At 70.3% G+C, this 23,608-nt stretch carries 20 protein-coding genes; 15 read left to right on the top strand and 5 right to left on the bottom strand.

Annotation, left to right across the window (positions count from 1 at the left end; all coding sequences use genetic code 11):
• Together ACN675_RS20215 and ACN675_RS20210 are read left to right on the top strand one after the other, a co-directional pair.
• Positions 1–649, top strand: a 649-nt coding sequence (locus tag ACN675_RS20215; protein WP_420752548.1) for a 2-oxo acid dehydrogenase subunit E2, incomplete at its 5' end; no start/stop codon positions are given.
• Between the two features lie 47 nt (positions 650–696).
• Positions 697–1,896 (top strand): MFS transporter, encoded by a 1,200-nt coding sequence (locus tag ACN675_RS20210; RefSeq protein WP_420752547.1) that lies wholly within the window; start codon positions 697–699, stop codon positions 1,894–1,896.
• Here ACN675_RS20210 and ACN675_RS20205 read toward each other — a convergent pair.
• The 3 genes from ACN675_RS20205 to ACN675_RS20195 are packed head-to-tail and all read right to left on the bottom strand — an operon-like array spanning position 1,883 to position 4,776.
• Complete coding sequence (locus ACN675_RS20205) at positions 1,883–3,313, bottom strand: NAD(P)(+) transhydrogenase (Re/Si-specific) subunit beta (protein ID WP_420752546.1); 1,431 nt, start codon at positions 3,311–3,313, stop codon at positions 1,883–1,885. The genes ACN675_RS20210 and ACN675_RS20205 overlap by 14 nt on opposite strands.
• On the bottom strand, positions 3,310–3,648 hold the full coding sequence (locus tag ACN675_RS20200; RefSeq protein ID WP_197250204.1) for an NAD(P) transhydrogenase subunit alpha: 339 nt from the start codon (positions 3,646–3,648) through the stop codon (positions 3,310–3,312). The genes ACN675_RS20205 and ACN675_RS20200 overlap by 4 nt, the downstream gene beginning before the upstream one ends.
• The gene (locus ACN675_RS20195; protein ID WP_420752545.1) at positions 3,649–4,776 is read right to left on the bottom strand and encodes a Re/Si-specific NAD(P)(+) transhydrogenase subunit alpha; all 1,128 of its coding nucleotides are present in this window, start codon (positions 4,774–4,776) and stop codon (positions 3,649–3,651) included.
• Between the two features lie 245 nt (positions 4,777–5,021).
• Between ACN675_RS20195 and ACN675_RS20190 the strand changes: the two genes are divergently transcribed.
• The 13 genes from ACN675_RS20190 to ACN675_RS20130 all read left to right on the top strand — a co-directional run bounded on the left by ACN675_RS20190 (position 5,022) and on the right by ACN675_RS20130 (position 12,943).
• A complete protein-coding gene (locus tag ACN675_RS20190; RefSeq protein ID WP_420752544.1) occupies positions 5,022–5,387 on the top strand; it encodes a DUF488 domain-containing protein in 366 nt (121 codons plus the stop codon).
• Positions 5,384–5,560, top strand: a complete 177-nt coding sequence (locus ACN675_RS20185) for a hypothetical protein (RefSeq protein ID WP_420752543.1) — start codon at positions 5,384–5,386, stop codon at positions 5,558–5,560. The genes ACN675_RS20190 and ACN675_RS20185 overlap by 4 nt, the downstream gene beginning before the upstream one ends.
• Positions 5,557–6,300 (top strand): SIR2 family NAD-dependent protein deacylase, encoded by a 744-nt coding sequence (locus tag ACN675_RS20180; protein ID WP_420752542.1) that lies wholly within the window; start codon positions 5,557–5,559, stop codon positions 6,298–6,300. Before ACN675_RS20185 ends, ACN675_RS20180 begins: the two co-directional genes overlap by 4 nt.
• Before the next feature lie 5 nt (positions 6,301–6,305).
• The gene (locus tag ACN675_RS20175; protein WP_420752541.1) at positions 6,306–6,746 is read left to right on the top strand and encodes an HIT family protein; all 441 of its coding nucleotides are present in this window, start codon (positions 6,306–6,308) and stop codon (positions 6,744–6,746) included.
• Positions 6,743–7,585, top strand: a complete 843-nt coding sequence (locus ACN675_RS20170) for a maleylpyruvate isomerase family mycothiol-dependent enzyme (RefSeq protein WP_420752540.1) — start codon at positions 6,743–6,745, stop codon at positions 7,583–7,585. Before ACN675_RS20175 ends, ACN675_RS20170 begins: the two co-directional genes overlap by 4 nt.
• 10 nt (positions 7,586–7,595) lie before the next feature.
• Positions 7,596–8,243, top strand: coding sequence for a Type 1 glutamine amidotransferase-like domain-containing protein (locus ACN675_RS20165; RefSeq protein WP_420752539.1), 648 nt, complete (start codon positions 7,596–7,598; stop codon positions 8,241–8,243).
• A 9-nt stretch (positions 8,244–8,252) separates the two neighbouring features.
• The gene (locus ACN675_RS20160; RefSeq protein WP_420752538.1) at positions 8,253–8,768 is read left to right on the top strand and encodes a hypothetical protein; all 516 of its coding nucleotides are present in this window, start codon (positions 8,253–8,255) and stop codon (positions 8,766–8,768) included.
• Between the two features lie 104 nt (positions 8,769–8,872).
• On the top strand, positions 8,873–10,225 hold the full coding sequence (locus ACN675_RS20155; RefSeq protein ID WP_420752537.1) for a DUF4185 domain-containing protein: 1,353 nt from the start codon (positions 8,873–8,875) through the stop codon (positions 10,223–10,225).
• 20 nt (positions 10,226–10,245) lie between these two features.
• Entirely contained in the window at positions 10,246–10,887 is a 642-nt protein-coding gene (locus ACN675_RS20150; protein WP_420752536.1) for a CG0192-related protein, read from the top strand.
• Positions 10,888–10,891: 4 nt separating this feature from the next.
• Positions 10,892–11,176 carry a GNAT family N-acetyltransferase gene (locus ACN675_RS20145; RefSeq protein WP_420752535.1) on the top strand — a complete coding sequence of 95 codons (285 nt, stop codon included), beginning with the start codon at positions 10,892–10,894 and terminating at the stop codon, positions 11,174–11,176.
• 186 nt (positions 11,177–11,362) lie between these two features.
• On the top strand, positions 11,363–12,589 hold the full coding sequence (locus ACN675_RS20140) for an alkane 1-monooxygenase (RefSeq protein WP_420752534.1): 1,227 nt from the start codon (positions 11,363–11,365) through the stop codon (positions 12,587–12,589).
• The gene (locus ACN675_RS20135; protein WP_420752533.1) at positions 12,589–12,756 is read left to right on the top strand and encodes a rubredoxin; all 168 of its coding nucleotides are present in this window, start codon (positions 12,589–12,591) and stop codon (positions 12,754–12,756) included. Before ACN675_RS20140 ends, ACN675_RS20135 begins: the two co-directional genes overlap by 1 nt.
• 1 nt (position 12,757) lies before the next feature.
• The gene (locus tag ACN675_RS20130; RefSeq protein WP_420752532.1) at positions 12,758–12,943 is read left to right on the top strand and encodes a rubredoxin; all 186 of its coding nucleotides are present in this window, start codon (positions 12,758–12,760) and stop codon (positions 12,941–12,943) included.
• Here the strand turns inward: ACN675_RS20130 and ACN675_RS20125 are convergent.
• Both ACN675_RS20125 and ACN675_RS20120 read right to left on the bottom strand, forming a co-directional pair.
• Positions 12,940–14,481: a carboxylesterase/lipase family protein gene (locus tag ACN675_RS20125; RefSeq protein ID WP_420752531.1), complete on the bottom strand. Its 1,542-nt coding sequence runs from the start codon at positions 14,479–14,481 to the stop codon at positions 12,940–12,942. The two genes, ACN675_RS20130 and ACN675_RS20125, sit on opposite strands and share 4 nt — an antisense overlap.
• 77 nt (positions 14,482–14,558) lie before the next feature.
• Positions 14,559–23,588, bottom strand: coding sequence for an amino acid adenylation domain-containing protein (locus tag ACN675_RS20120; RefSeq protein ID WP_420752530.1), 9,030 nt, complete (start codon positions 23,586–23,588; stop codon positions 14,559–14,561).
• Positions 23,589–23,608 lie beyond the last annotated feature (20 nt).

Raw genomic sequence — 23,608 nt, 5'->3', positions numbered from 1 at the left:
CGTGACCCGCAGTGCTTTCACCGCGCCGCACGCGACGGTGTTCCTCACGTGCGACGTCACCGCGACCGTCGAGCTGGTCGAGCGGCTGCGCACGCATCCGTCGTTCGCGGACCGGCATCCGACCGCCCTGACGATCGTGGCGGCTGCGTTGCTGCGCGCGGTCGCGGACCAGCCGATCCTCAACGCGACGTGGGATCAGGACGCCGGTGAGATCGCGACGCGCACATACGTGAACCTGGGCATCGCGACCGCCACCGACGAGGGGCTGATGGTCCCGGTGATCCGGAGCGCGGACGCGTTGTCGCTGCCGGACCTGGCCGGCGCGATCGCCACCGTCACCGCGACCGCGCGCGCCGGGCGCGCGACACCCACCGACCTGACGGGCGGCACGATCTCGATCACGAACGTCGGGGTGTTCGGTGTGGACGGCGGCAGCCCGATCCTCGTGCCGGGTGAGGCGGCGATCCTTGCCGTCGGGGCGATCGCGCCGCGACCGTGGGTGGTCGACGACGCGCTCGCGGTGCGCCGGGTGGTCACGCTGTCGTTGTCGTTCGATCATCGGCTCGTCGACGGCGAGCAGGCGGGGCGGGCGCTCGCGGCGATCGGCGGATTCCTCGGCGACCCGGTACCCGCGCTGCTCGCACGCTGACCTGCGCGGGTGAGGAACCCGTCGCGGCGCCGGTAGCGTCGGATTCCGTGACCGATCCCGCCTATCGGCGTGCGCGAGCCGCCGTCTTCGCCGTCTTCGGACTCAACGGGTTCCTGCTCGCGATGTGGGTGGTGCACATTCCCGCGGTGCAGCAGCGCGCGGGCATCGGCAATGCGGCGCTGGGCACCCTGTTGCTGATGCTCGCGGTCGGTGCGATCGGCGGCATGCAGGCGACGGGGCGGCTCGCCGACCGGTTCGGCAGCGACCGCACCACCACGATCGCCGCGAGTGCCCTGGCCGTCACGGTGGTCGGCCCGGGTCTTGCGTCGCAGGGCTGGCAGCTCGCCGTCGCACTGGTGCTGTTCGGGTTCGCGAACGGCGCCCTGGACGTGTCGATGAATTCGCAGGCGGTCGTCGTCGAACAGCGTTACCGCCGGCCGATCATGGCGGCGTTCCACGGGCTGTTCTCCGTCGGCGGTGTGGCCGGAGCACTGGTCGGGGCGGCGACGCTCGCCGCCGGGTGGGCTCCCGCGATGTCGCTGGCCGTCACGGGTGCGGTGGGGCTGGTGGTGGTCGCGGTCGCGTTCGGGCAGTTGGTGCGGGTGCCGCCGCATCCCCACCACGTCGAGGCGGCTCCGCGCGGCGGGTACTCGCGGCGGGTACTGCTGCTCGGCGGGCTCGCATTCATGCTGATGCTGTGCGAGGGAGTCGCCAACGACTGGAGTGCCCTGCAGGTCAAGGAACATCTGGGCAGCCCGGATTCGGTGGCGGCACTCGCATTCGGGGTGTTCTCGGCGACGATGACGATCGGCCGTTTCACCGCGGACCGGGTCACTGCGCGGATCGGGCCGGTGGCGCTGGTGCGGTACGGCATGCTGGTCGCCGCCGTCGGCATGGGCGCGGTGATCTCTTCGCCGTGGCTGCCGCTGACCCTGGCGGGGTGGGGGTTGTTCGGCGCCGGTCTCTCCGGGGCGGTTCCGCAGGTGTTCACGGCCGCGGGGAACATGACGACCGGTGCGCCGGGCGCGAACATGTCGCGGGTCGTCGGGATGGGCTACCTCGGTTTCCTGGCAGGCCCGGCGTGCATCGGCTGGTTGTCGGAGGCGACGTCGCTGACGGCGGCGATGGCGGTGCCGCTGGCGTGTGTGCTGGCGGCGTCGGCACTGGCCCCGAACGTACGCGAGGGCGCCCGCGCAGCAGATGTGCGCGGGCGCCCCCGAAAGCGGTTGCGGGTCAGAGGACCTTGAGTTCCTCGGTGACCTCGCCGACCATCTTCTTCGCGTCGCCGAAGAGCATCGACGTCTGGTCGGCGGTGAACAGCGGGTTGTCGATGCCGGCGTAGCCGGAGGACATGGACCGCTTGAGCACGATGACCGACTTGGACTGGTCGACGTTCAGGATCGGCATGCCGTAGATCGGGCTCGACGAATCCAGACGCGCGGCCGGGTTGGTGACGTCGTTGGCGCCGATGACGATGGTGACGTCGGTGCGCGAGAACTCACCGTTGATGTCGTCCATCTCCTTCATCGCGTCGTACGCGACGTCGGCCTCGGCGAGCAGCACGTTCATGTGGCCCGGCATGCGACCGGCGACCGGGTGGATGGCGTACTTGACCTCGACGCCACGTTGCTCGAGCAGCTCGGCCATCTCCTTGACGGCGTGCTGCGCCTGCGCCACGGCCAGACCGTAGCCGGGCACCACGATGACCTGGTTGGCGTAGGCCATCTGGATCGCCGCATCCGCCGCGGAGGTCGCCTTGACCGTGCCACCGGACGCGGAGACCACGCCGCCGGACCCGCCGTCGCCACCGAAGGAACCGAACACGATCGCCGGGATCGAGCGGTTCATGGCCTTGGCCATGAGGTTGGTCAGGATCGAACCGGACGCGCCGACGATCATGCCGGCGACGATCATCGCCTGGTTGTTCAGCGCCAGACCCGCGGCGGCCGCGGACAGACCGGTCAGGGCGTTGAGCAGCGAGATGACGACGGGCATGTCGGCACCGCCGATCGGCAGCACCACGAACAGGCCCATCAGGCCGGCCACGACGAGCAGCGCGACGATCCAGATCGCCGGGGTCGGCTCGTTGGCCGGGTTCGCCTGCACACCGATGTAGATCGCGATCGCGACCGCGGCGACCGCCAGGACGATGTTCGCGAGCTGGAACAGCTTCGCCGACGCGACGACCTTCTTCTCGAAGTTCTTGTTCAGCAGTTCCTGCAGCTTGGAGAACGCCACCAGCGAACCCCAGAACGAGACCGAGCCGATGATCGCGGCGAACAGCGAGCCGACGATGAACGGCACCGACGGCACGGCGTCGACGGTCGTGAAGCCGTTCGAGTCGAGGAACTCGGCCCACGCGATCAGCGCGACGGTGCCACCGCCCACGCCGTTGAACAGCGCGACCAGCTGCGGCATCGCGGTCATCTTGGTCTTCAGTGCCGGCGGGACACCGAGGATCACGCCCACGGCCAGGCCGCCGACGATCAGACCCCAGTTCTCCGTCTCGCGGATGTCGATGAGCACCGCGATCACGGCGATCGCCATACCGGCCGCGGCGATGTAGTTGCCTCGCACCGCGGTCTTCGGGCCCGTCAGACCGGACAGGCCGTAGATGAACATCGCGAACGCGATGATGTACAGGATGGTCACCAGGTAACTCATCGGGCGTCAGCTCCCTTCGACTCCGCCGACGCCTTCACAACGTCCTTCTTGGGCTTGAACATCGCGAGCATGCGGTCGGTGACGACGAAGCCGCCGACCACGTTCAGGGTGCCGAACACCAGCGCGACGAACAGGATGATCTTGATGCTCCACGGGGCGTCCCCGGGCAGGTGCCCGAGCACCACGAGGGCGCCGAGCACGACGATGCCGTGGATGGCGTTGGTGCCCGACATCAGCGGCGTGTGCAGCGTGTTCGGGACCTTGGAAATAACAGCGAACCCGACAAATCCGGCAAGTACCAGGATGGCGATGTTCGCAAGCAGTTCGGTGTACATCTACGCGTTCTCCTTCGAGCGGGTCACGCACGCGCCGTCGAGGATCTCGTCGGAGAAGTCCGGTGCCAGCGCGCCGTTCTCGTCGAGCATCAGCTCGAGCAGGGCGGCGACGTTCTTCGAGTAGAGCTCGGAGGCGTGCTCGGGCATCGTCGCGGGCAGGTTCAGCGGCGAGCAGATCGTCACGCCGTGCTTGACGACGGTCTGTCCGGGCTCGGTCAGCTCGCAGTTGCCGCCGGTCTCGCCCGCCAGGTCGACCACGACCGAGCCGGGCTTCATGCCGTGCACCGCGGCAGCGGTGACCAGACGCGGCGCCGGGCGGCCCGGGACGAGCGCGGTCGTGATGACCACGTCGAAGCCCTTGATGGCCTCCTCGAGAGCCTGCTGCTGCTGGGCACGCTCGGCGTCGGTGAGTTCGCGGGCGTAGCCGCCCTCACCGGCCGCGTCGATCCCCAGATCCAGCCACTGCGCACCGACCGAACGCACCTGATCGGCGACCTCCGGGCGCACGTCGTATCCGGTGGTGCGACCGCCGAGACGCTTGGCGGTGGCCAGCGCCTGCAGACCGGCGACACCGACGCCGAGCACCAGCACGGTCGCAGGCTTGACGGTGCCCGCGGCGGTGGTGAGCATCGGGAAGTAGCGCGTCGACTCCGACGCGGCGACCAGCACCGCCTTGTAGCCGGACACGTTCGCCTGCGACGACAGTGCGTCCATCACCTGGGCACGCGAGATGCGCGGGATCGCCTCGACGGCGAACGCCTGCACCCCGGCCGCAGCGAGCGCGCCGATCTGGTTCTCCGCGTTGCGCGGCGCCAGGAACCCGATCAGGGTCTGCCCCGACCGCAGCCGCGCGACCTCCGCGTCCGACGGCGGCGCCACCTTCACCACGACGTCCGCGGCCCAGGCGTCACCGATCGTGGCACCGGCCTCGGCGTACAACTCGTCGGGAATCAGTGCCGCCTCGCCGGCACCGGCCTCGACGACGACGTCGAGACCCTTGCCGATCAGAGACGGAACAATCTTCGGGACCAGCGCGACGCGACGCTCACCGTCGTTCGTTTCGCGAACGACGCCGACGGTCGGACGACGCTGTGCCTCACTTCCCGTGCTCAATCCTTCGGTATCCAATTCCCCTGACTCCTGCTTCGAATGAGGGCCTCACCGCGAGGGCGGCGGGCTGCGTACATCGAGGCCACGGCAGTACACGCCGGCCCGATGAGCTAAAAGCAGACCTACCGTGGTGGCGACGACACTGCAACTGCTTGCTTTTGTCTGAATCGAGTCCGAACAAGGATGCAGTGTAAGAATTGTGATGCAGCTCACCTCACAGTACGAGCGTACCGCTGGTGAGTGCAAAGCCCGAGGAGGAGCCGATGGGACGTCGCACAGTCGATGTCGAGCGCGTCTACGACCACCCCGCAGACGAGGATGCGTTCCGTGTCCTGGTGGACCGTCTGTGGCCGCGGGGACTCCGCAAGGACGCGTTCCATTACGACGACTGGGCGAAGGACCTCGCACCCTCTGCAGAGCTGCGCAAGTGGTACTCGCACGACGCCGCGTTGTTCTCCGAATTCCGCACCCGTTACCTCCACGAGCTGAACACGGAGGCCGGGCGTGAAGCCGTCGCCCGGCTGGATCGCCTCGCCGACGGACGCCCCCTGGTGTTGCTCACCGCGACCCGCGATCTCGACCACAGCGGTGCCGTGATCCTCGCCGAGCATCTGCGGGAGGCCCGGTGACGGCCCGCGACCCCGACCTCGGCGGGGACCCGGTGTGCTGGCTCGATCGGGTGTGCCCGGAGTGCGGACTGTTCCTCGACGACCAGATCCTCGAGAACTCGGTCGGGCAGTGCCCACGCTGCGGTCACCCGCGCGACACCGGGCACACAGATCCCCTACCGTCACCGCAATGAGCGTTCCCTCCGAGATTCTCGGCCTGACCCGCGCCGCGCGCCGCGTCGCCGTCCTGACCGGCGCCGGCATGTCCGCCGAGAGCGGCGTCCCGACCTTCCGGGACGCGCAGACCGGCCTGTGGTCCCGGTTCGACGCCGCCGCCCTCGCGACCCCCGAGGCGTGGCACGCCGACGCGGAGACGGTGTGGGCGTGGTACCAGTGGCGCGTGGCGCTGGTCCGGAAGGTCGAACCGAACGCCGGGCATCTCGCGCTGGCCGCATGGGCCCGCGACACGGACGTCCACATCGTCACCCAGAACGTCGACGATCTGCACGAACGCGCCGGCAGCGTCGTCAGCGCGCACCTGCACGGCAGCCTGTTCGCGCCGCGGTGCGCCGACTGCGAGACCGCCGCCGAGCTTCCGGATCCGCCGGCCGAGCCGGTGGCGCGGCTGACGCCGCCGACGTGCAGCCGGTGCGGGGGCCGGGTCCGCCCGGGGGTCGTGTGGTTCGGTGAACTGCTGCCCCGCGCACCGTGGGAGACGGCGACCGAGGTCGTCGCCGATGCCGACCTGCTGCTCGTCGTCGGCACCTCCGGGATGGTGTACCCCGCCGCCGGGTTGCCTGCGCTGGCCCGCGACCGCGGCGTGCCGGTCGTCGAGATCGGGCCCGAGCCGACGGAACTCTCGGACCGGGTGAACCACGTGTGGCGCACGACGGCGGCGATCGGACTGCCCGCACTGGTTGCGGCGTTACAGTGACGATCGTGGGAGCCTGCGTGTTCTGCGACATAGTGGCCGGTACCGCACCGGCGCGGCGGGTGTTCGAGGACGAGACGGTCGTCGCGTTCCTCGACATCCGGCCGATCTCGCGCGGTCACGTCCTCGTGGTGCCCCGAGCCCACGCGGCCCGGCTCGAGGAACTCGCGCCGGACGACGGCGCGGCGATGTTCCGCATCGGGCAGCGCCTGGCACGGGCGCTGACCCGCTCGGACCTCACGCCCGACGGCACCCACCTGGTGCTCAACGACGGCCGGGCCGCGTTCCAGACCGTCGATCACGCCCACCTGCACGTGTTGCCGCGCTGGAACGGCGACAGGTTGCGCCTGGCGGCCGGACTCCTCCGGCGCCGCCCCGACGATCCGGACGCGGTCGCAGCCCTGATCCGCGCCGGACTGGACCGATTGGAAGCAGAGGATCCCCGTTGAGCACCGACCAGACTCCCGAAACCCCCGAATTTCCCGTCGAGAAGATCCGTTCGCTGCTGTTCGAGCAGTTCGCGGTCATCGACGATCTGATCGCCGACCTCGACACGGACACCTGGTTCACCCCGTCCACGCTGCCGGGATGGACCGTCAAGGACATCGTGGCGCACCTGATCGGCACCGAGTCGCTCCTCGCGGGCGACGAGACCCCGCACGTGGACATCGACGTGCACGCGCTCGGCCACGTGCACAACGAGATCGGCGCGCTCAACGAACGGTGGGTGGAGTCGATGCGCGGCACCCCGGGCAAGGCCGTCCTCGAGCGGTACCGGCAGATCGTCGCGCGCCGCCGCGACCAGCTCTCGACGATGACGCAGGAGTGGTTCGACGCGCCCGCGCAGACGCCGGCCGGTCCGGCGACCTACGGGCGGTTCATGCGCATCCGCGTATTCGATTGCTGGATGCACGAACTCGACATCAGGGACGCGCTCGGGATCCCCGGCGACGAGGGCGGTCCGCGCGCCGAGCTGGCGTTCGCCGAGATCGTCGGATCGCTGGCCTATGTCGTCGGCAAGCTCGGTAAGGCCCCGGACGGATCCCGCATCACGTTCGAGCTGACGGGCCCGCTCGCCCGCACCCTGCACGTGGAGGTCCACGGACGGGCCGCGCTCGTTCCCGCGCTGTCGGGCGAGGCCACCAGCACGATCACCCTGGATTCGGGACTGTTCGCGCGGCTCGCCGGTGGGCGCGTCCGCGCGTTCGACCACCTGGACGAGATCACCCTCGGTGGGGACACCACGGTCGGCCGGCGCATCGTCGACAATCTGGCGTTCACCATCTGACCGTTCCCCGATGCGCCTGTTCCTCTCGTCGTACCGTTTCGGCGCCGACCCGGCGGCCCTGCTGCGGGTGACCGGTCCGCCCGGGCCGATCGCGGTGATCGCCAATGCCGCCGACGCCTGGCCCGCACAGGCCCGGCAGTCGTCGCTGCACAGCGAGTTCGGTCCGCTGCGCGAACTCGGCTTCGATCCCGCCGAGGTGGACCTGCGCGACCATGTCGGCGACCCGGACTCGTTGCGCGCCAGTCTGTCCGGGTTTCCGGCGGTGTGGGTGCGCGGCGGCAACACGTTCGTGTTGCGGGCACAGCTCGCGAGGTCCGGCGGCGATGTCGTGCTCACCGACCTCGTCCGGTCCGGGGCTCTGGCGTACGCCGGGTACAGCGCCGGCGCGTGTGTGGTGACACCGACGCTGCGCGGCGTCGAGTTCTCCGACGACCCGGGCGAGGTCGAGCCGACGTGCGGGATCGCCCCGCAGTGGGACGGCCTCGGCCTGGTGGATTTCGCGATCGTGCCACACGCCGGTGGGTCGCCGCTGGACGACGGCGGCAGCCGCCTGGCCGTGGATCACCTGAAGCGCAACCACATCGCGTTCCGGGCGCTGACCGACGACGACACGATCGTTGTGGACACAACGGACGGAACGGATACTTCCCACTGCTAACATCCGACGATGGAGTCGCTGTCGGATCTGTTCAGCGCCGGTACCGCGCCCTGGTGGGCGGCACCGGTCGCTCTCGTCGTGGGAGTGGTACTCGGGGTCGTCGCCGCGCGCGGGGGCCGGAAGGCGTCCCGGCAGCCGGCGCCCGCGCCGGTGCTGCGCGCGACCGATCGTGCCCTGCACGTGCGGTTCCTCCAGGTCGCCGACAACATGCACAATCATCTCTTCGAGCTCGACCGCTCCGACCTGGCCGACGTCGAACTCGACGAGGCCCTGCAATCGGAGGACCCGCGTCTGCGGGCGATCGCGCGCGGCATCGTCGATCTCGACGCGATCGTGAACGAGATGCGGCTGACGGCACCGGATCCGGTGCTCGCCGCGGCGGAATCGGTGTTCGCGTTCCTGACCGCGGCGTCGAGCGACGGCATCGACGATCCGGACGGCTTCCGGGACCGGTACGTCACGGAGAAGCGCCGGTTCGTCGACGCGGTCCGCGCTACCCATCCCCCGGCGACAGCGCGTCCTTGAGGGCAAGCCCGCGACCGTGTCGTTACCGAAGTGACATGTGTGACTGATGTGACTGCTGTTACGTTGGCACGGCGTCGACTGTGCAGCACGACACCGGAGGTCCCATGCCCTCGTCCCTGCGACATCGTCTGGTTCTCGCCCTGCCCGTGACCCTCGCCGCGACCTGTGTTCTCGTGCTCGGCGGGACGGGACCCGCGTACGCCGCGTGCCCACCGGGCAGCGGCACCGGCAGCTCGGCGCCCGGGACCGGCAGTGCACTGCCCGGCACCGGGAGCACACTGCCCGGCATCGGCAGCGCGCTGCCAGGCAGCTCCGAGCCCGGCGTCACCCCGATCCCCTGGCTCAACGGGCAGGACGGCCGCCTCCCCCAGCTGAAGGGCACGACGACCGCGGTCGCGCACATGACCGGACTGATGGGCGACAACGACACCGTGCCCCGGTTCGGCGTACTCGGCACCGATCTCGGCATCATGTGGGACAACGGCGAGGGTCAGGTCCTCGCGGCTTTCGGAGACACGTTCGGGTTCAACCGCAATCCGTTCTGCGGACTCGTCGGCGATTGGCGCAGCAACATCCTGTTCCGCAGCACCGACCGGAACCTCTCCGACGGAATGAGCATCGACAGCGCTCCCCTGGACCGCCCGAACCATGCCCGCGAACTGATCGAGAGCCGCAAGGTCAACGGCGTCGAAATCACCACGATCCCCACCGCAGGCATCGCCGTCGACGGTGTCCAGTACCTCGATTTCATGTCGGTGCGCAGCTGGGGTGCCCCCGGCGAGTGGCACACGAACTTTTCCGCGCTCGCCTCGTCGACGGACAACGGCGAGACCTGGACGGTCCATTCCCTCACGGCACGTCTGAACGAATCCCTCAGCGGCAACGCCAACTTCCAGATGGGAGCGTTCGTCGAACACGACGGCTGGATCTACCGGTTCGGCACCCCGTCGGGGCGTAACGGTGCCGCGCACCTGGCCCGGGTGCGGCCGGAATCGCTGCTCGACCCGCTCGCCTACGAGTACTGGGACGGCGTCGCCGCCTGGGTGCCGACCGATCCGAAGGCCGCGGGCGTCGTGATCCCCGGCCCGGTCAGCGAACTGTCCGTCGCCTACAACGGCCATCTCGGCGGGTTCGTGGCGCTCTACACCGACGCGACGAACTCGATCGTCGCGCGGACCTCCGCGTCGCTCGAATCCGGCTGGAGCGAACCGAAGGTGCTGGTGAGCAGCCGGGACGTGCCGAGCGTGTACGGCGCGTTCATCCACCCGTGGTCGTCGGGCAAGGACCTCTACTACCTGGCCAGCACGTGGTCGGACTACAACGTGATGCTGCTGCGCACCGACCTCGACGCGGCGAAGTTGCCGAAGCCGGTGGCACCGCCGCCGGTCGCACCACCGTCACCTGTCGCACCACTGCCGGTGACACCATTGCCGGTGGCACCACCGCCGTCGGCGTGACCGCACGTATCGTCTCGGCCATGGCAATCATCCATTCGAACGCCCGGTTGTCGCCGACGAAGGCCGAGATCCTCGCGGCGTGGGTGCCGTCGCAGCCGTGGGCCGCCGGTGCGACCGAACTCGACCGGATCGGCGGGTTCCGCTTCGACGATCCCGACGGCGAGGTCGGCGTCGAAACCCACCTGCTGCGCGCCGGGGACGGGCGGATCCTGCAGGTCCCGTTGACCTATCGCGCCGCTCCGCTCGACGACGCCGAGGACTCGCTGGTCGGCACGATGGAGCACACCGTGCTCGGGACCCGCTGGGTGTACGACGCGTGCGCCGACCCGGTGTACGTCGCCACGCTGGTCACCACGATTGCGACCGGCGGCGGCGCGGCCGAACTCGTCGATGCCACGACCGGCGCGACCATCGACGCCCCGGTGCAGGTGGCCGGCAGCGGATCCCCCGATGCACCGGTACCGGCCGTCGGCCGGATCACCCACACGAGCGACTCGACGACGACCACGGTGTCGGCGGGCGACGTCGAGATCGAGGTGCTGCGCGTGCTCGACGAGCAGGACGGACCATCCCGGCCGGGCGGCACCCTCACCGCCACGTGGCCGGGGCGCACCTCCCCCGCGGTCCTCGCGGTCGCGAAGGATGCCCGGTCGGTAGGGTGAATCCATGAGCCAGAACAACGACAATCGTCGCGTCGAGCATCTTCCCGAGCAGTCGCGTTTCGCTCTCTACATCGGTGACGCACTCGCCGGGTACGCCGAGTACACCCAGGTCGGCGACGTGCGGGACTTCGACCACACGGTCACCGAGCCGGAGTTCCGCGGTCAGGGCGTCGCCGGGGACGTCGTCCGCCATGCCCTGGACGCGACCCGCGCCGAGGGTCTGAAGATCGGGACCTCGTGCTCCTACGTCGAAAAGTTCGTCTCCGAGCATCCCGAGTACCGCAACTGATCGGTCCGGTCAGGCACACAACCGCAGACAAGAACGTCAGCCGCCCACGTCGGAATCGTGGGCGGCTGACGTTTTCGTGGACGCGATCGGTGAAGATTTACAAATCGCTCCATATGTCTAGACACTGGATGGTGTCGCGCGTAACGTCCACCACAGGGTGATCCACGTCATATGGAGGAGAAGACGGTGACGACACGCGACATCGACCGGCCGCAGCCGACACCTGCGCAGCAGTGGCGCGACCGCAAGCGATATCTGTGGCTACTCGGACTGGTCCCGCCCACCGCGATCTTCGTCGCGACCGCCCTCGTGTGGGCGTTCGGGCAACTCGGCTGGAGCGCCGTGGCTCCCGTGTGGTGGTGGATCGGCCCGCTCCTGGTCTACGTGATCCTGCCGATCCTGGACCGCTTCTTCGGCCCGGACGGCCAGAACCCGCCCGACGAGGTGATGGAACGCCTCGCCGCCGACCGCTACTACCGGTACTGCACCTACGCCTACATCCCGTTCCAGCTCCTCAGCCTCGTCTTCGCGTGCTACCTGTGGTCGGCGGAGAACCTCGGATGGCTCGGACTCGACGGCGGACTCGGCCTCGTGTCGAAGATCGGGCTGGCGATCAGCATCGGCGTGATGGGCGGCGTCGGCATCAACACCGCCCACGAACTCGGCCACAAGAAGGAGCAGCTCGAACGCCGGCTGTCGCGAATCGCGCTGGCGCAGACCTTCTACGGCCACTTCTACATCGAGCACAACCGCGGCCACCACGTCCGGGTGTCGACTCCCGAGGATCCGGCGAGCGCCCGTTTCGGCGAGTCGTTCTGGTCGTTCCTGCCGCGCAGCGTGTGGGGTGGGCTGAAGTCGTCGTGGCACCTCGAAAAGACGCGGCTGGAGCGACTCGGCAAGGGCCCGTGGACTCTCCGCAACGACGTCCTCTCCGCGTGGCTGCTGTCGGTGGCGCTGTTCACCGTCCTGGCCGTCGTGTTCGGGCCGATCGTGTTGCCGTTCCTGATCATCCAGGCGGTGTACGGCTTCTCGCTGCTCGAATCGGTGAACTACCTCGAGCACTACGGTCTGCTCCGCCGCCGCACCGAATCCGGCCGCTACGAGCGGTGCACGCCCGAGCACAGCTGGAACTCCGATCACATCGTGACGAACATCTTCCTGTACCACCTGCAGCGCCACAGCGATCACCATGCGAACCCGACCCGCCGCTACCAGACGCTGCGCAGCATGGACGGCGCCCCCAATCTGCCCAGCGGCTACGCGAGCATGGTCGGCCTGACCTACTTTCCGCCCTTGTGGCGCAAGGTGATGGACCATCGGGTCCTCGACCACTACGACGGCGACCTGTCCCGCGTGAACATCCAGCCGAGCAAACGCGAGAAGATTCTCGCCCGATACGGCCGGGCCGGCTGATGGCCGCGTACGAATGCCCGGTGTGCAACTACGTGTACGACGAGGCCGCCGGCGCACCGCGTGAAGGATTCCCGGCCGGCACCGCGTGGGCGGCGGTTCCCGACGACTGGTGCTGCCCCGACTGCGGGGTCCGCGAGAAGATCGATTTCGAACCGAAAGGCGCCTGACATGACTACCGACTACCGGCTGTTCCGTTGCCTCGTCTGCGGTTTCGAGTACGACGAGGCAGCCGGCTGGCCCGACGAGGGCATCGAGCCGGGCACCCGCTGGGAGGACATTCCCGACGACTGGTCGTGCCCGGACTGCGGTGCCGCCAAAGCCGACTTCGAAATGGTCGAGATCGTCCGGCGCTAGCTGAAACCCATCACCCGGTCGCCCCACATCTCCCGCAGATGCCCGTCCGGGTCGGGGACGACGGAATCGGTGCCGTCGAGCACGAGGGTCATGCGGGTCTCGGCCGTGTACGGCGCCCAGTGCCGGGACCCGTCGAGTGCGGCGGGCACGCCGTGGTGCGCGAACGCCGTCCAGCGTCGCCGGATCCGGCCGGACAGCTCGGTCGCGGCCTTCCGTCCACCCAGCCAGAACGTCGGGTCGCGGCCGAGTGTGCCGAAATTGCCGAAGACATACGGAAGTTCGGTGGCGTGTCCCGCTCCGATGCGTGCCGCACGGAGCGCCGGCGTCGCGTGGTCGAAGCGGTACACCCAGGTCGGCGAATGGGCGCTGTGCGCGTCGGCGATCCACAACACCGGCATCCGGAAACCCGCGTCCCGCGAAAGTGCCATCGCGCCACTCGGTTTCGTCTCGGCCGGATAGGCCGCGAGGATCTCCTGGACCCGCTCGGGCGGCAGGTCCGCCCCGTCCGCGGCCAGAGCCGCGAACATGGCCTGCACCGCGGTGTCGTCGATCGGCATCAGCGGGGACTTCATCCACCGGAAGATCGACGGCTCGTCCCGGTTCGATCCGATGATCAGCGGGATCCGGTGCGACAGGCCCTTCTGGAACGCCGCCACCGGATACTTCGGCACCAGGTCCCGGTCGACGACCGGCGCCAACGCCAGCGTCCCCGGCACCTTCATCGGGACTTCGTGAGCCAGCACGTCCCCGGCCGCGGTGAGCTGTTCGTGCGGCAGATCGCGCAGCTTCGCCACCCGAGACCTCGGAACGTCGAGGATCTCCAGGAACCGCTCGGCGACGGTCGCCGCGCGCTCGCGGCCGTACGCCGACGTCGCCGGCGGCGACTGGGCGATCGCCGCGTGGAACAGCCCCTCGGCGCGCGGCACCGTCATCAGCGTCGTGATCGAGCAGCCGCCGGACGATTCCCCGAAGACCGTCACCCGCGTCGGGTCGCCGCCGAACGCCGAGATGCAATCGCGTACCCATTCGAGGGCCGCGATCTGGTCGCGCAGCCCCAGGTTCGATTCGAACGTCGAGTCCGCCGTCGAGAACGACGACAGGTCGAGGAATCCGAGTGCGCCCAGCCGGTAGTTGAGGGTCACGACCACGACGTCGCCGGACTCGCACAGCTGCCGGCCGTCGTAGATCTTCTGCCCGGAATAGCCGAGGATGTAGGCGCCACCGTGGATCCACACCATCACCGGGCGCGGCTCACCGTCCGGCTCGGGCGCCCAGATGTTCAGCGAGAGGCAGTCCTCCCCGACCGTCAGGCCGGGAGTGATCGGGATCGGATTGTCGCGGCCCTGCGGCGCGATCGGCCCGAAGTCGCGGCAGTCGCGGACCCCGGCCCACGGTTCCGGCGGTTCGGGGGCACGGAAACGCAGGTCACCCCCGGCCGGCGCCGCATACGGAAGTCCCTTCCACACGAACACCGATCCGTCCCGGTACCCGCGGGCCGAACCGTACTTGCAGTCGATCGTGAGTGTCTCGGGTTCCACGTGACCTCCCGTTTCCCGGCGACTGTCGCCAAGGTACCAACTGTCTGCACACTCGGTGCACAGACCGGTGGTCGCTTCTAGTCGACGACCGCCTCCGCTTCGACCGACTCGTCGGGCAGCACCTCGTCGGAGAGGGGCACGAGAAAGCCGATGTGCGCGAAGTAGGTCACGTACCAGGCGAGCACCTCGTCGTCGACCACCGGGCACTCGATGCCGGAGTCCGCGAGCGCGCGGCGCGCGTTCTCGTCGTCGAAGTCCTCCGCCTCGGACAGGCCCTGCGCGAACTCGCCGGCGACCAGCACCGCGCGGGTGAGGCTGTCGTCGCCGCGCTCGGCCAGCGTCTGCGAGGTCGCGATCAGCGTGGACGCGAACACCTCGTCGGTGACCGGCCGCAGCGTGAAGCCGTGTGCCCGCAACCGCGCCACGATGTCCTCCGCGGCGACGCGGCGCCGGTTGACGAGGTGGAAGTTCCCGCCCACGGTCGACGGATCGAGCGCGAGCGCGACCAGTGCCGACGCGACGTACGTGACGGGGACGAGCGCGACCGAGCCGACCGCCGACTCCGGCACCATCCGCAGCGCCACCATCGCGCGCACCACGTTCCAGAACGCGTCGTCGGTTCCGGCCGCCCCGGACACGGTGTCGCCGCTGATCAGACCCGGCCGGTAGATCGAGACGGGGATGCCGCGGCGCCGCGCGACGGCGACGAGTTCCTCGGCCACCCACTTGCTGCGCACATAGCCCGACTCCATGACCCGCTCGCTCGGAAGCCGGTCGTCCTCGCCCACCACTCGCGGTGTGCCGTCCTCGGACGCGGGCACGGCGGTGTCGGTGAGCACCGACCCGGTGGAGACGAAGTGCACGGGCTTGACCGTCCCGGTGACGGCGAGACGGAGGATCTCCTCGGTGCCGGACACGTTCGCCGCCCGCATCCTGCTGTACGGCTCGATGTGATTGACGCGGGCACCGTTGTGCACGATGACGTCCACGCCGCGGGCGAGATCGTCGAACTCGGTGTCGGACAGCCCGAATCGCGGCTGCGCCAGGTCGCCCGGCACCACCACGATCCGGCCGCGGTAGTACTCACGCCACAGCCCGAACGCGCGCATCCCCGCCTCGATGCGGTCGAGGCCCTCCTCCTCGGAGGCCGTCCGCACCAGGCACCACACGCGCATGCCGCTGTGCGAGAGCAGATCCCGCAGCAGGTAGCGGCCGAGGAATCCGGTGGCTCCGGTCAGCAGGACACGGCGGCCGTCCGGTCGTGCCGCCGGGATCCCGTCCGGGACGATGTCCGCGGCGAGTTCGAGATCGCCCTCCCACTCGGCGGCGGGCGCGGCCTCCTGCGCTCCGGCCTCGATCAACCGGGCGAGCCGGTAGACCGGTGCGTGCTCGAACAACTGCGGCACCGTGACCTCGACGCCGAAGCGCTCGGTCACCGCGGCGGCCAGCGACAGGATCAGCAGCGAGTGCCCGCCGAGTTCGAAGAAGTCGTCGTCCGCACCGACCTGTTCGACGCCGAGCAGCCGGGCGTAGATCTCCGCGACGCCCTGCTCGTACCGGGTCGACGGGGCCCGGAACGGACGCGCCGCCACCGACGGCACCGGCAGTGCCCGCCGGTCCAGCTTGCCCGACGGGGTGAGCGGCAGTTCGTCGAGCACCACGATCGCCGCCGGCACCATGTGCGCGGGCAACCGGGAGGCAACGGTGCGCAGCAGTTCCTGTTCGTCGAGGACGGTCTCCGCGGCCGGCACGACGTAGGAGACGAGTCGCGGTGCCGTGTCCCGTCCCACCGTCACCGCCGCGGCGACCGCGTCGTCGGCCCGGAGCGCGGCGTCGATCTCTCCGAGTTCGATGCGCAGCCCGTGGATCTTGATCTGGAAGTCGGCGCGTCCGTGGTAGACGAGTTCGCCGGTTGCGGTGCGGCTCACCACGTCCCCGGTGCGGTACATCCGCTCGCCCCACCCACCGTGGGGGTCGGCGACGAACCGGGCCGCGGTGAGCGCGGGCCGCCGGTGGTAACCGCGGGCGAGCGCGTCACCGACCAGATACAGCTCGCCGGGAACACCGGCCGGCACCGGCCGCAGCCGGGGATCGAGCACCAGATGTCCGGCTCCGCGCACCGGATGGCCCAGTGCCACAGGAACGTCCGGCGACAACGGACCGGCGGTGTGCGTCATGATCGTCGCCTCGGTGGGTCCGTACGCGTTGAACACGGCGCGACCACCGGCCGACCATCGCCGGACCACGTCGCCGGTCACCGCTTCCCCACCGGTGACGAGAACCCGGCAATCGTCGAGATCGTCCGGGTCGACGGTCGCGGCGACCGACGGGGTGAGGAACGCGTGGGTGACGGCCCGGTCCCGCATCAGCGCGGCGAGCGCGGCGCCGCCGTACGCGTGCGCGGGCGCGACGACGACGGTCGCGCCGGCCGACAGCGCGAAGACCTGCTCGAGGACGGACGCGTCGAAGCTCGGCGAGGCGACGTGCAGCACCCGGGACCGTGCATCGAGCCGGTACCGTTCGCGCACCTCCACACACAGGTTGTAGAGACCGGTGTGGGTGACGGTCACGCCCTTCGGGGTGCCGGTCGAGCCGGAGGTGTAGATCACGTAGGCGACGTCGTCCGGATGCACCCGGGGGAACTCGTCCGGATCGACATCGGAATCGGTTGCAGCTGGGCTTGTTTCGTCCTCGTCGTCGAGCACGAGCCAGTGCGGTCCCTCCGGCAGCACCGGACGGTGCTCGGCCAGGGTCAGGCCCACCCGCGCACCGGAATCGGTGACCATGTGCGCGAGCCGGTCCGCGGGATAATCGACGTCGACGGGGACGAACCCGGCGCCGCTCCGCGCGACCGCCCACATCGCGAGGATCGATTCGGTGGACCGGGGCACCGCGACCAGCACGAGATCGCCTCGGCCGACGCCGTGTTCCCGCAGGATCCGCGCCCACCGGCGCGCCGCGGCGTCGACGTCGGCGTAGGTCAGCGCGGTATCGCCGCTCACCACCGCGACCGCGGTCGGGTCGGCGGCGGCCGCGTCGAGCAGCTCCGGCAGCGTCTGCGGCCGCAGTCCGATCCGCCGGCCCGACGCGAGCACCCCGGCCCGCTCGTCGGGCGAGAGGATCTCGACGTCGCCGACCGCCGTATCCGGGGCGCCGGTGACGGCGTCGAGGATCCGCACGAGCCGCTCGGCCAGCACCTCGACGGTCGCCGCGTCGAACAGGTCGGTGGCGTAGCCGATCCCAAGGGACAGCGCGCCGGTGTCGTCGGCGGCCTCCCCGATCGCGAACTCCAGATCGAACTTCGACAGGTGCGTCTCGACGGGGAATTCGGCGACGGTCAGGTCCGGCAGCGTGAGCTCCTGCCGGGCGAAGTTCTGGTAGGCCAGCGCCACCTGGAACAAGGGATGGCGCCCCGGCGACCGCTCGGGTTCGAGCACCTCGACGAGCCGCTCGAACGGGATCTCCGAGTTCGCCTGTGCGCCGAGGTCGATGTCCCGAACCCGGGACAGGAACGCGGTGAACGACTCGGCGGGGTCGATCTCGGTGCGCAGCACGACCGTGTTGACGAACATGCCGACGAGATCGTCGAGGACCGGGTGACCGCGGCCCGCCGACGGGGTGCCGACGGCGAGGTCGGTGGAGCCGGACAGCCGGGACAGCAGCAGCGCCAGCGCGGCGTGCACGACCATGAACGGGGTCGCACCGTGTCGCTCGGCCGTCGCGTCGATCGCGGCGCGGGTGGCGGCCGGGATCGTCGTGTGGATCCTGCCGCCGCGGCCGGATCCCGTTGCGGGCCTGCGCCGATCACTGGGCAGGTCGAGCTGGGCGGGCAGTCCCGCCAGGCGCTCCCGCCAGTAGGCCAGTTTGCGGCTGTGCGCCGATTCGGGATCGGATTCGTCGCCGAGCATCTCCCGCTGCCACAGCGCGAAGTCCGCATACTGCACGGGCAGCGGTTCCCGGTCGGGTGCCTGCCCGGCGACGCGGGCGGTATAGGCCGCCATGAGGTCCCGGATCAGCGGGGCCACCGAGAAGCCGTCCGCCGCGATGTGGTGGACGACCACCGCGAGCACGTACTCGTCGTCCCCGGCGCGCAGCAGCCGAGCCCGCACGGGTACCTCGGCGGTGACGTCGAATCCGGCACCGGCGAGGGCGGTGAGCTCCTCGTCGAGCCGGTCCGCGGGCACGTCGAGGATCGGCAGCTGCGGGCGTGCCTGCTCGACCGGCAGCACGACCTGCAGGCCGGTGCCGTCCACCTCGGGATAGACCGTACGCAGCACCTCGTGCCGCGCCACCACGTCACCGAACGCCTCACCCAGCGCGTCGACGTCGAGAGTTCCCGACAGGCGGACCACCAGCGGGATGTTGTGCAGCCCCGAACCGCGGTCGAACCGGTTGAGGAACCACATCCGCGACTGCGACCAGGACAGCGGGACCTGCTCCGGCCGCGGGCCGGCGACCGGACCGGCGACGGCAGCCGCAGGCTCGGAATCCTCCAGCAGCGCAGCCAATTCGGCGACGGTGCGGGTGTCGAACAGCGACCGGACGGTCACCTCGACACCCAGTTCGTCGGCGAGTCGCGCCGCTACCTGCGTGGCGGTCAGCGAGTTCCCGCCGAGTGCGAAGAAGTCGTCCTGTGCCCCGACGGTCTCGGCGCCGAGGACCGCGGCGAACACGTCCGCGACGATCCGCTCGATCTTCGTTGCGGGCGCGACGAATTCGCGGGTCTCGAACACCGGGGCGGGCAGGGCCGCACGATCGAGCTTGCCCGACGCGGTGACCGGGAAGTCGTCCACGACGACGATCGTGTCCGGCACCAGGTGGGCGGGCAGCACCCGGACGAGCGCGCTGCGCAGGGCGCCGGGATCCACCTCGCTCGCGTTCTCGGCCGGTACCGGCACGACGTACGCGACGAGCCGATCACCGGCGTCGGCGTGGTGGACGGTGGCGACCGCGCGCGCGACCTCGGAACGGTTCAGCAGAGCCGATTCGATCTCGCCGAGTTCGATGCGCACGCCCCGGATCTTGACCTGGGAGTCGGTGCGGCCCAGGTAGACGAGCTGTCCCTCGGGGGTCCACTTCACGCTGTCGCCCGTGCGGTACAGACGCGCGCCGGGCGGGCCGAACCGGTCGGCGACGAACCGTTCGGCCGTCAGGTCCGGCCGGCCGTGATAGCCGCGGGCCTCCTGCACGCCGGACAGGTACAGCTCACCCCGGACCCCGACCGGGACGGGATGCATCCGCGAGTCCAGCACCACGGCACGGGTGTTCCACACCGGCCGGCCCATCGGCACCGGCCGCGTCGCCAGGTACGGCATCGGCGGCACCAGCGCCGAGGTCGCGTGCACCGTGAACTCGGTGGGCCCGTAGAGGTTGTGCACGGCCGCACGGGACACCGCCCGGAACGCGCCGACGGTCGCGGCAGGCAGCGCCTCACCGGCCACGGCGACCGCGCGCAGCGTGCGCAGCGCCGCCGGATCGGGCACCGTCGTCGCGAACACCGACAGCATCGAGGGCACGAACGAGGTGAGGGTGACCGCGCGGCGGCCGATGATGTCGGCGAGCTGCCGCGCATCGCGGTGCGCATCCGGCGCGGCGACGACCATCCTGGCTCCGGATGCCAAGGGCGCGAACATCTCCCACACCGAGACGTCGAATGTGGCCGGAGTCTTCCACAGGACGGTGTCGGCGACGCTGATCCGGAACAGATCCGCGATCCACAGCAGCTGGTTGACCACCGCCCGATGCGGGACGGCGACGCCCTTCGGCTCACCGGTCGAGCCCGAGGTGAACAGCACGTACGCGGTGTTGTCGGGACGCAGCGGCGCGAGCCGCTCCGAGTCGTGCAACGGCGCACCGCTCAGGTCGGGGAAGTCGCCGATCCGCAGCACGGGCACCGCCCGGTCCTCATCGCTCCACTCCACCGTGGAGCCGACGAGCACCGCCACGGGCCGGGCCGCGGCGAGCACCCGTTCGGTGCGCGCGGCGGGCTGATCGGGATCGACGGGCACGTACGCTCCGCCGGCGTGCAGAACCGCATGGACCGCCACCAGCAGCTCGACCGAGCGCGGTGCGACGACCGCGACGGTGCGCTCGGGTCCGACCCCGGCCGCGACGAGCCGGCGGGCCAGCCGGTGCACCCGGGCGGCGAAATCCGCGTAGGTCAGGATCCCGTCGTCGTCGACGACGGCCTGCAGATGCGGAGTGCGCGCGGCCTGCGCATCGAGCAGCCGCGGTACCGTGGCCGGCGGCACCGGCCGGTCCGTCGAGTTCCAGCGACCCAGCACGGTGCCGAGTTCGGCCCGATCCAGGAGCCGGTGATCGCCGACGGCACGGTCCGGGGCGGCGGTGGTTTCGGCGAGGATCCGCACGAAGCGCCGCACGAACCCGGCGACCGTGCCTTCGTCGAACAGGTCCGTCGCATACGCGACCTCACCGAACATGCCGCCCGGCTCGTGGTCGTCGCCGAGGCGCTCGGCGAGCGTGACCTGCAGGTCGAACTTCGCCCGCCGGGTCGGGACCTCGACCGTGGTGACGGTCAGCGACGGAAGCTCGAGCTGCGTCGCGTCGAGGTTCTGGAAGGCGAGCATCACCTGGAACAACGGGTGGTAGGCCTGCGTCCGGGCCGGTGCGAGGTCGTCGACGATGCAGTCGAACGGCACGTCCTGGTTGCCGAACGCCTCCAGGTCGATGTCGCGCACGCGGCTCAGCAACTGCGTGAACGACTCCCCCGCGTCGATCGGGGTGCGCAGCACGAGCGTGTTGACGAACATGCCGACGAGGTCGTCGAGGCCCGCGTCACCGCGACCGGCGGACGGGGTTCCGACGGCGACGTCCGCGGTCCCGGACAGCCGCGCGAGGAGCACGGCGAGCGCCGCGTGCACGACCATGAACTCGGTGGTGCCGGTCGCGCGGGCCAGGTCCACCACCGCGCGGTGGACGTCCGCCGGAATCTCCACGGGCACCGCGGCACCGGACTGGGACGCCACCGCCGGCCGCGGCCGATCCGTGGGGAGCTCCAGCCGGTCCTGCAGGCCGGCCAGTTGTTTGCGCCAGTAGGCGAGCTGCTGCGCCATGAGCGAATCCGGCTCGCCGGCATCTCCGAGCCGATCACGCTGCCACAGTGCGTAATCCGCGTACTGCACCGCCAGCGGGAGGCGTTCGGGCGCCACTCCCGTGGTGCGGGCGCCGTAGGCCCGCATCAGGTCGCGGGTGAGTGGTCCCGCCGAGAATCCGTCGCCGGCGATGTGGTGGACGACGACGACGAGAACGTGCTCGTCATCCGCCACCCGCAGCAGGTGGATGCGCACCGGGGCGGCCTCGGCGATGTCGAAGCCCTCCGACACGAGTGCGTCGATCCGGGCCGGAACCTCGTCCGGGGCCACGGTCTCGACCGGCACGGCACGCTGGGCGGCACCGATCGGAAGCACCAGTTGCGTGCCTTCGCCGTCGACCTCCGGGTAGGCGGTGCGCAGCACCTCGTGCCGCTCGACGAGGTCGCCGACGGCCTGCTGCAGCGCTTCGACGTCGAGGTCGCCGGTCAGGCGGACCACGAGCGGGATGTTGTAGAGGGACGAGCCCGGATCGAGGCGATCGAGCACCCACAGCCGTGTCTGCGACGGCGCCAGCGGCACCGGATACGGCCGTGGTCCGGCGACCAGCGGTCCGTCGGTCCGGTCGTCGCCGGGCGTGCGGTCCAGCAACCGCGCCACCTCGACGACGGTCGGTGCGTCGAAGAAGTCCTGGACGGACAACGGGCGGCCGACTCGGGCCGAGATGCGCGAGACCGCGCGGACCGCGGCGAGCGAGTTGCCGCCGAGCGCGAAGAAGTCGTCGTCGCCGCCGACCCGGTCCCGCCCGAGCATCTCGGCGAACACCGCGGCCACCGCCGTCTCGGTGGCCGTCTCGAGCGGGCGGTCGTCACCGGTCTCTGCGGGGGTCTCGGGCGCGGGCAGCGCCGCGCGGTCGAGCTTGCCGCTGGTGGTGAGCGGGAACTCGTCGAGCACGCAGTACGCGGTCGGGACCATGTAGTCCGGCAGCGACGCGGAGAGCGCGGCGACCAGCGCATGCTCGTCCCACGTGGCGCCCGGGTGCAGCCGCACGTACGCGACGAGGCGATCGCCCAGGGCCTCGTCGGTGTGCACGCGCACGGCTGCCTGGGCGATGCCGTCCTGCCGGGTGAGGGTCTCCTCGATCTCACCCAGCTCGATGCGCAGTCCGCGGATCTTGACCTGGAAGTCGCTGCGCCCGAGGTATTCCAGCTCGTCCGAGCGGGAACGCACCACGAGGTCGCCGGTCCGGTACATGCGTTCGCCGGGGGCCCCGTAGGGATTGGCGACGAACCGTTCCGCGGTCAGGTCCGGCCGGGCGACATATCCGAGCGCCAATTGTGTTCCGGCCAGGTACAATTCGCCCTGCGCGCCGGCCGGAACCCAGTTCAGGGCGCTGTCGAGGATCAGCAGGTCGGTGTCGGCGATGGGCGCACCGATCGGCACCGAGTCGAGGTCGGCATCGGTGACCTCGTGATGGGTCACGTCGACGGCCGCCTCGGTGGGCCCGTACAGGTTGTGGACCGTGACGCCTGGGAGCAGTTCCCGGACCAGTACGGCGATGCGCGCCGGCAGTGCTTCCCCGGATGCGAACAGGTACCGGAGGGAGGTGAGCGAATCGAGCTCGGCCTCGGCGACGAACACCGCGAGCATGGACGGCACGAAATGCGCGACGGTGACCCCGCGGTCGCGCATGAGATCCGCGAGGTAGCGCGGGTCCCGGTGCCCGTCGGGCGCGGCGACGAGGAGACGTGCGCCGGTCTGCAACGGCCAGAACAACTCCCACACGGACACGTCGAAGGTGACGGGAGTCTTGTGCAGCACCACGTCGGCGGATCCGAGCCGGTACTGCTCCTGCCGCCAGCGCAGGTTGGTGACGATCGCCTCGTGGGTCACGGCCACGCCCTTGGGCCGGCCGGTGGATCCGGAGGTGAAGATGACGTAGGCGGTGTCGGCGGCGCGCTGGGGCCGGCGGCGGTCGGCATCGGTGAGCGGTTCCGCCGATTCCGATCCGAGGTCGAGTGCCGTCACGTCGAGCACCGCGATCCCGTCCGCGGGCACCGGCGCAGCGGTCTCGGTGA

Origin of the sequence: Rhodococcus sp. O3 (assembly GCF_048897285.1) — a bacterium.
Classification (GTDB): domain Bacteria; phylum Actinomycetota; class Actinomycetes; order Mycobacteriales; family Mycobacteriaceae; genus Rhodococcus.
Note: the sequence above shows the minus strand (reverse complement) of the source record. Positions and strands in the feature narration are given on the sequence as shown.

Excerpts from the sequence above, each read along its gene's own strand:
- ACN675_RS20205 (WP_420752546.1), bottom strand. The coding sequence starts at position 3,313 with ATGAGTTACCTGGTGACCATCCTGTACATCATCGCGTTCGCGATGTTC.
- ACN675_RS20200 (WP_197250204.1), bottom strand. The coding sequence starts at position 3,648 with ATGTACACCGAACTGCTTGCGAACATCGCCATCCTGGTACTTGCCGGA.
- ACN675_RS20190 (WP_420752544.1), top strand. The coding sequence starts at position 5,022 with ATGGGACGTCGCACAGTCGATGTCGAGCGCGTCTACGACCACCCCGCA.
- ACN675_RS20180 (WP_420752542.1), top strand. The coding sequence starts at position 5,557 with ATGAGCGTTCCCTCCGAGATTCTCGGCCTGACCCGCGCCGCGCGCCGC.
- ACN675_RS20165 (WP_420752539.1), top strand. The coding sequence starts at position 7,596 with ATGCGCCTGTTCCTCTCGTCGTACCGTTTCGGCGCCGACCCGGCGGCC.
- ACN675_RS20160 (WP_420752538.1), top strand. The coding sequence starts at position 8,253 with ATGGAGTCGCTGTCGGATCTGTTCAGCGCCGGTACCGCGCCCTGGTGG.
- ACN675_RS20155 (WP_420752537.1), top strand. The coding sequence starts at position 8,873 with ATGCCCTCGTCCCTGCGACATCGTCTGGTTCTCGCCCTGCCCGTGACC.
- ACN675_RS20150 (WP_420752536.1), top strand. The coding sequence starts at position 10,246 with ATGGCAATCATCCATTCGAACGCCCGGTTGTCGCCGACGAAGGCCGAG.
- ACN675_RS20145 (WP_420752535.1), top strand. The coding sequence starts at position 10,892 with ATGAGCCAGAACAACGACAATCGTCGCGTCGAGCATCTTCCCGAGCAG.
- ACN675_RS20135 (WP_420752533.1), top strand. The coding sequence starts at position 12,589 with ATGGCCGCGTACGAATGCCCGGTGTGCAACTACGTGTACGACGAGGCC.
- ACN675_RS20130 (WP_420752532.1), top strand. The coding sequence starts at position 12,758 with ATGACTACCGACTACCGGCTGTTCCGTTGCCTCGTCTGCGGTTTCGAG.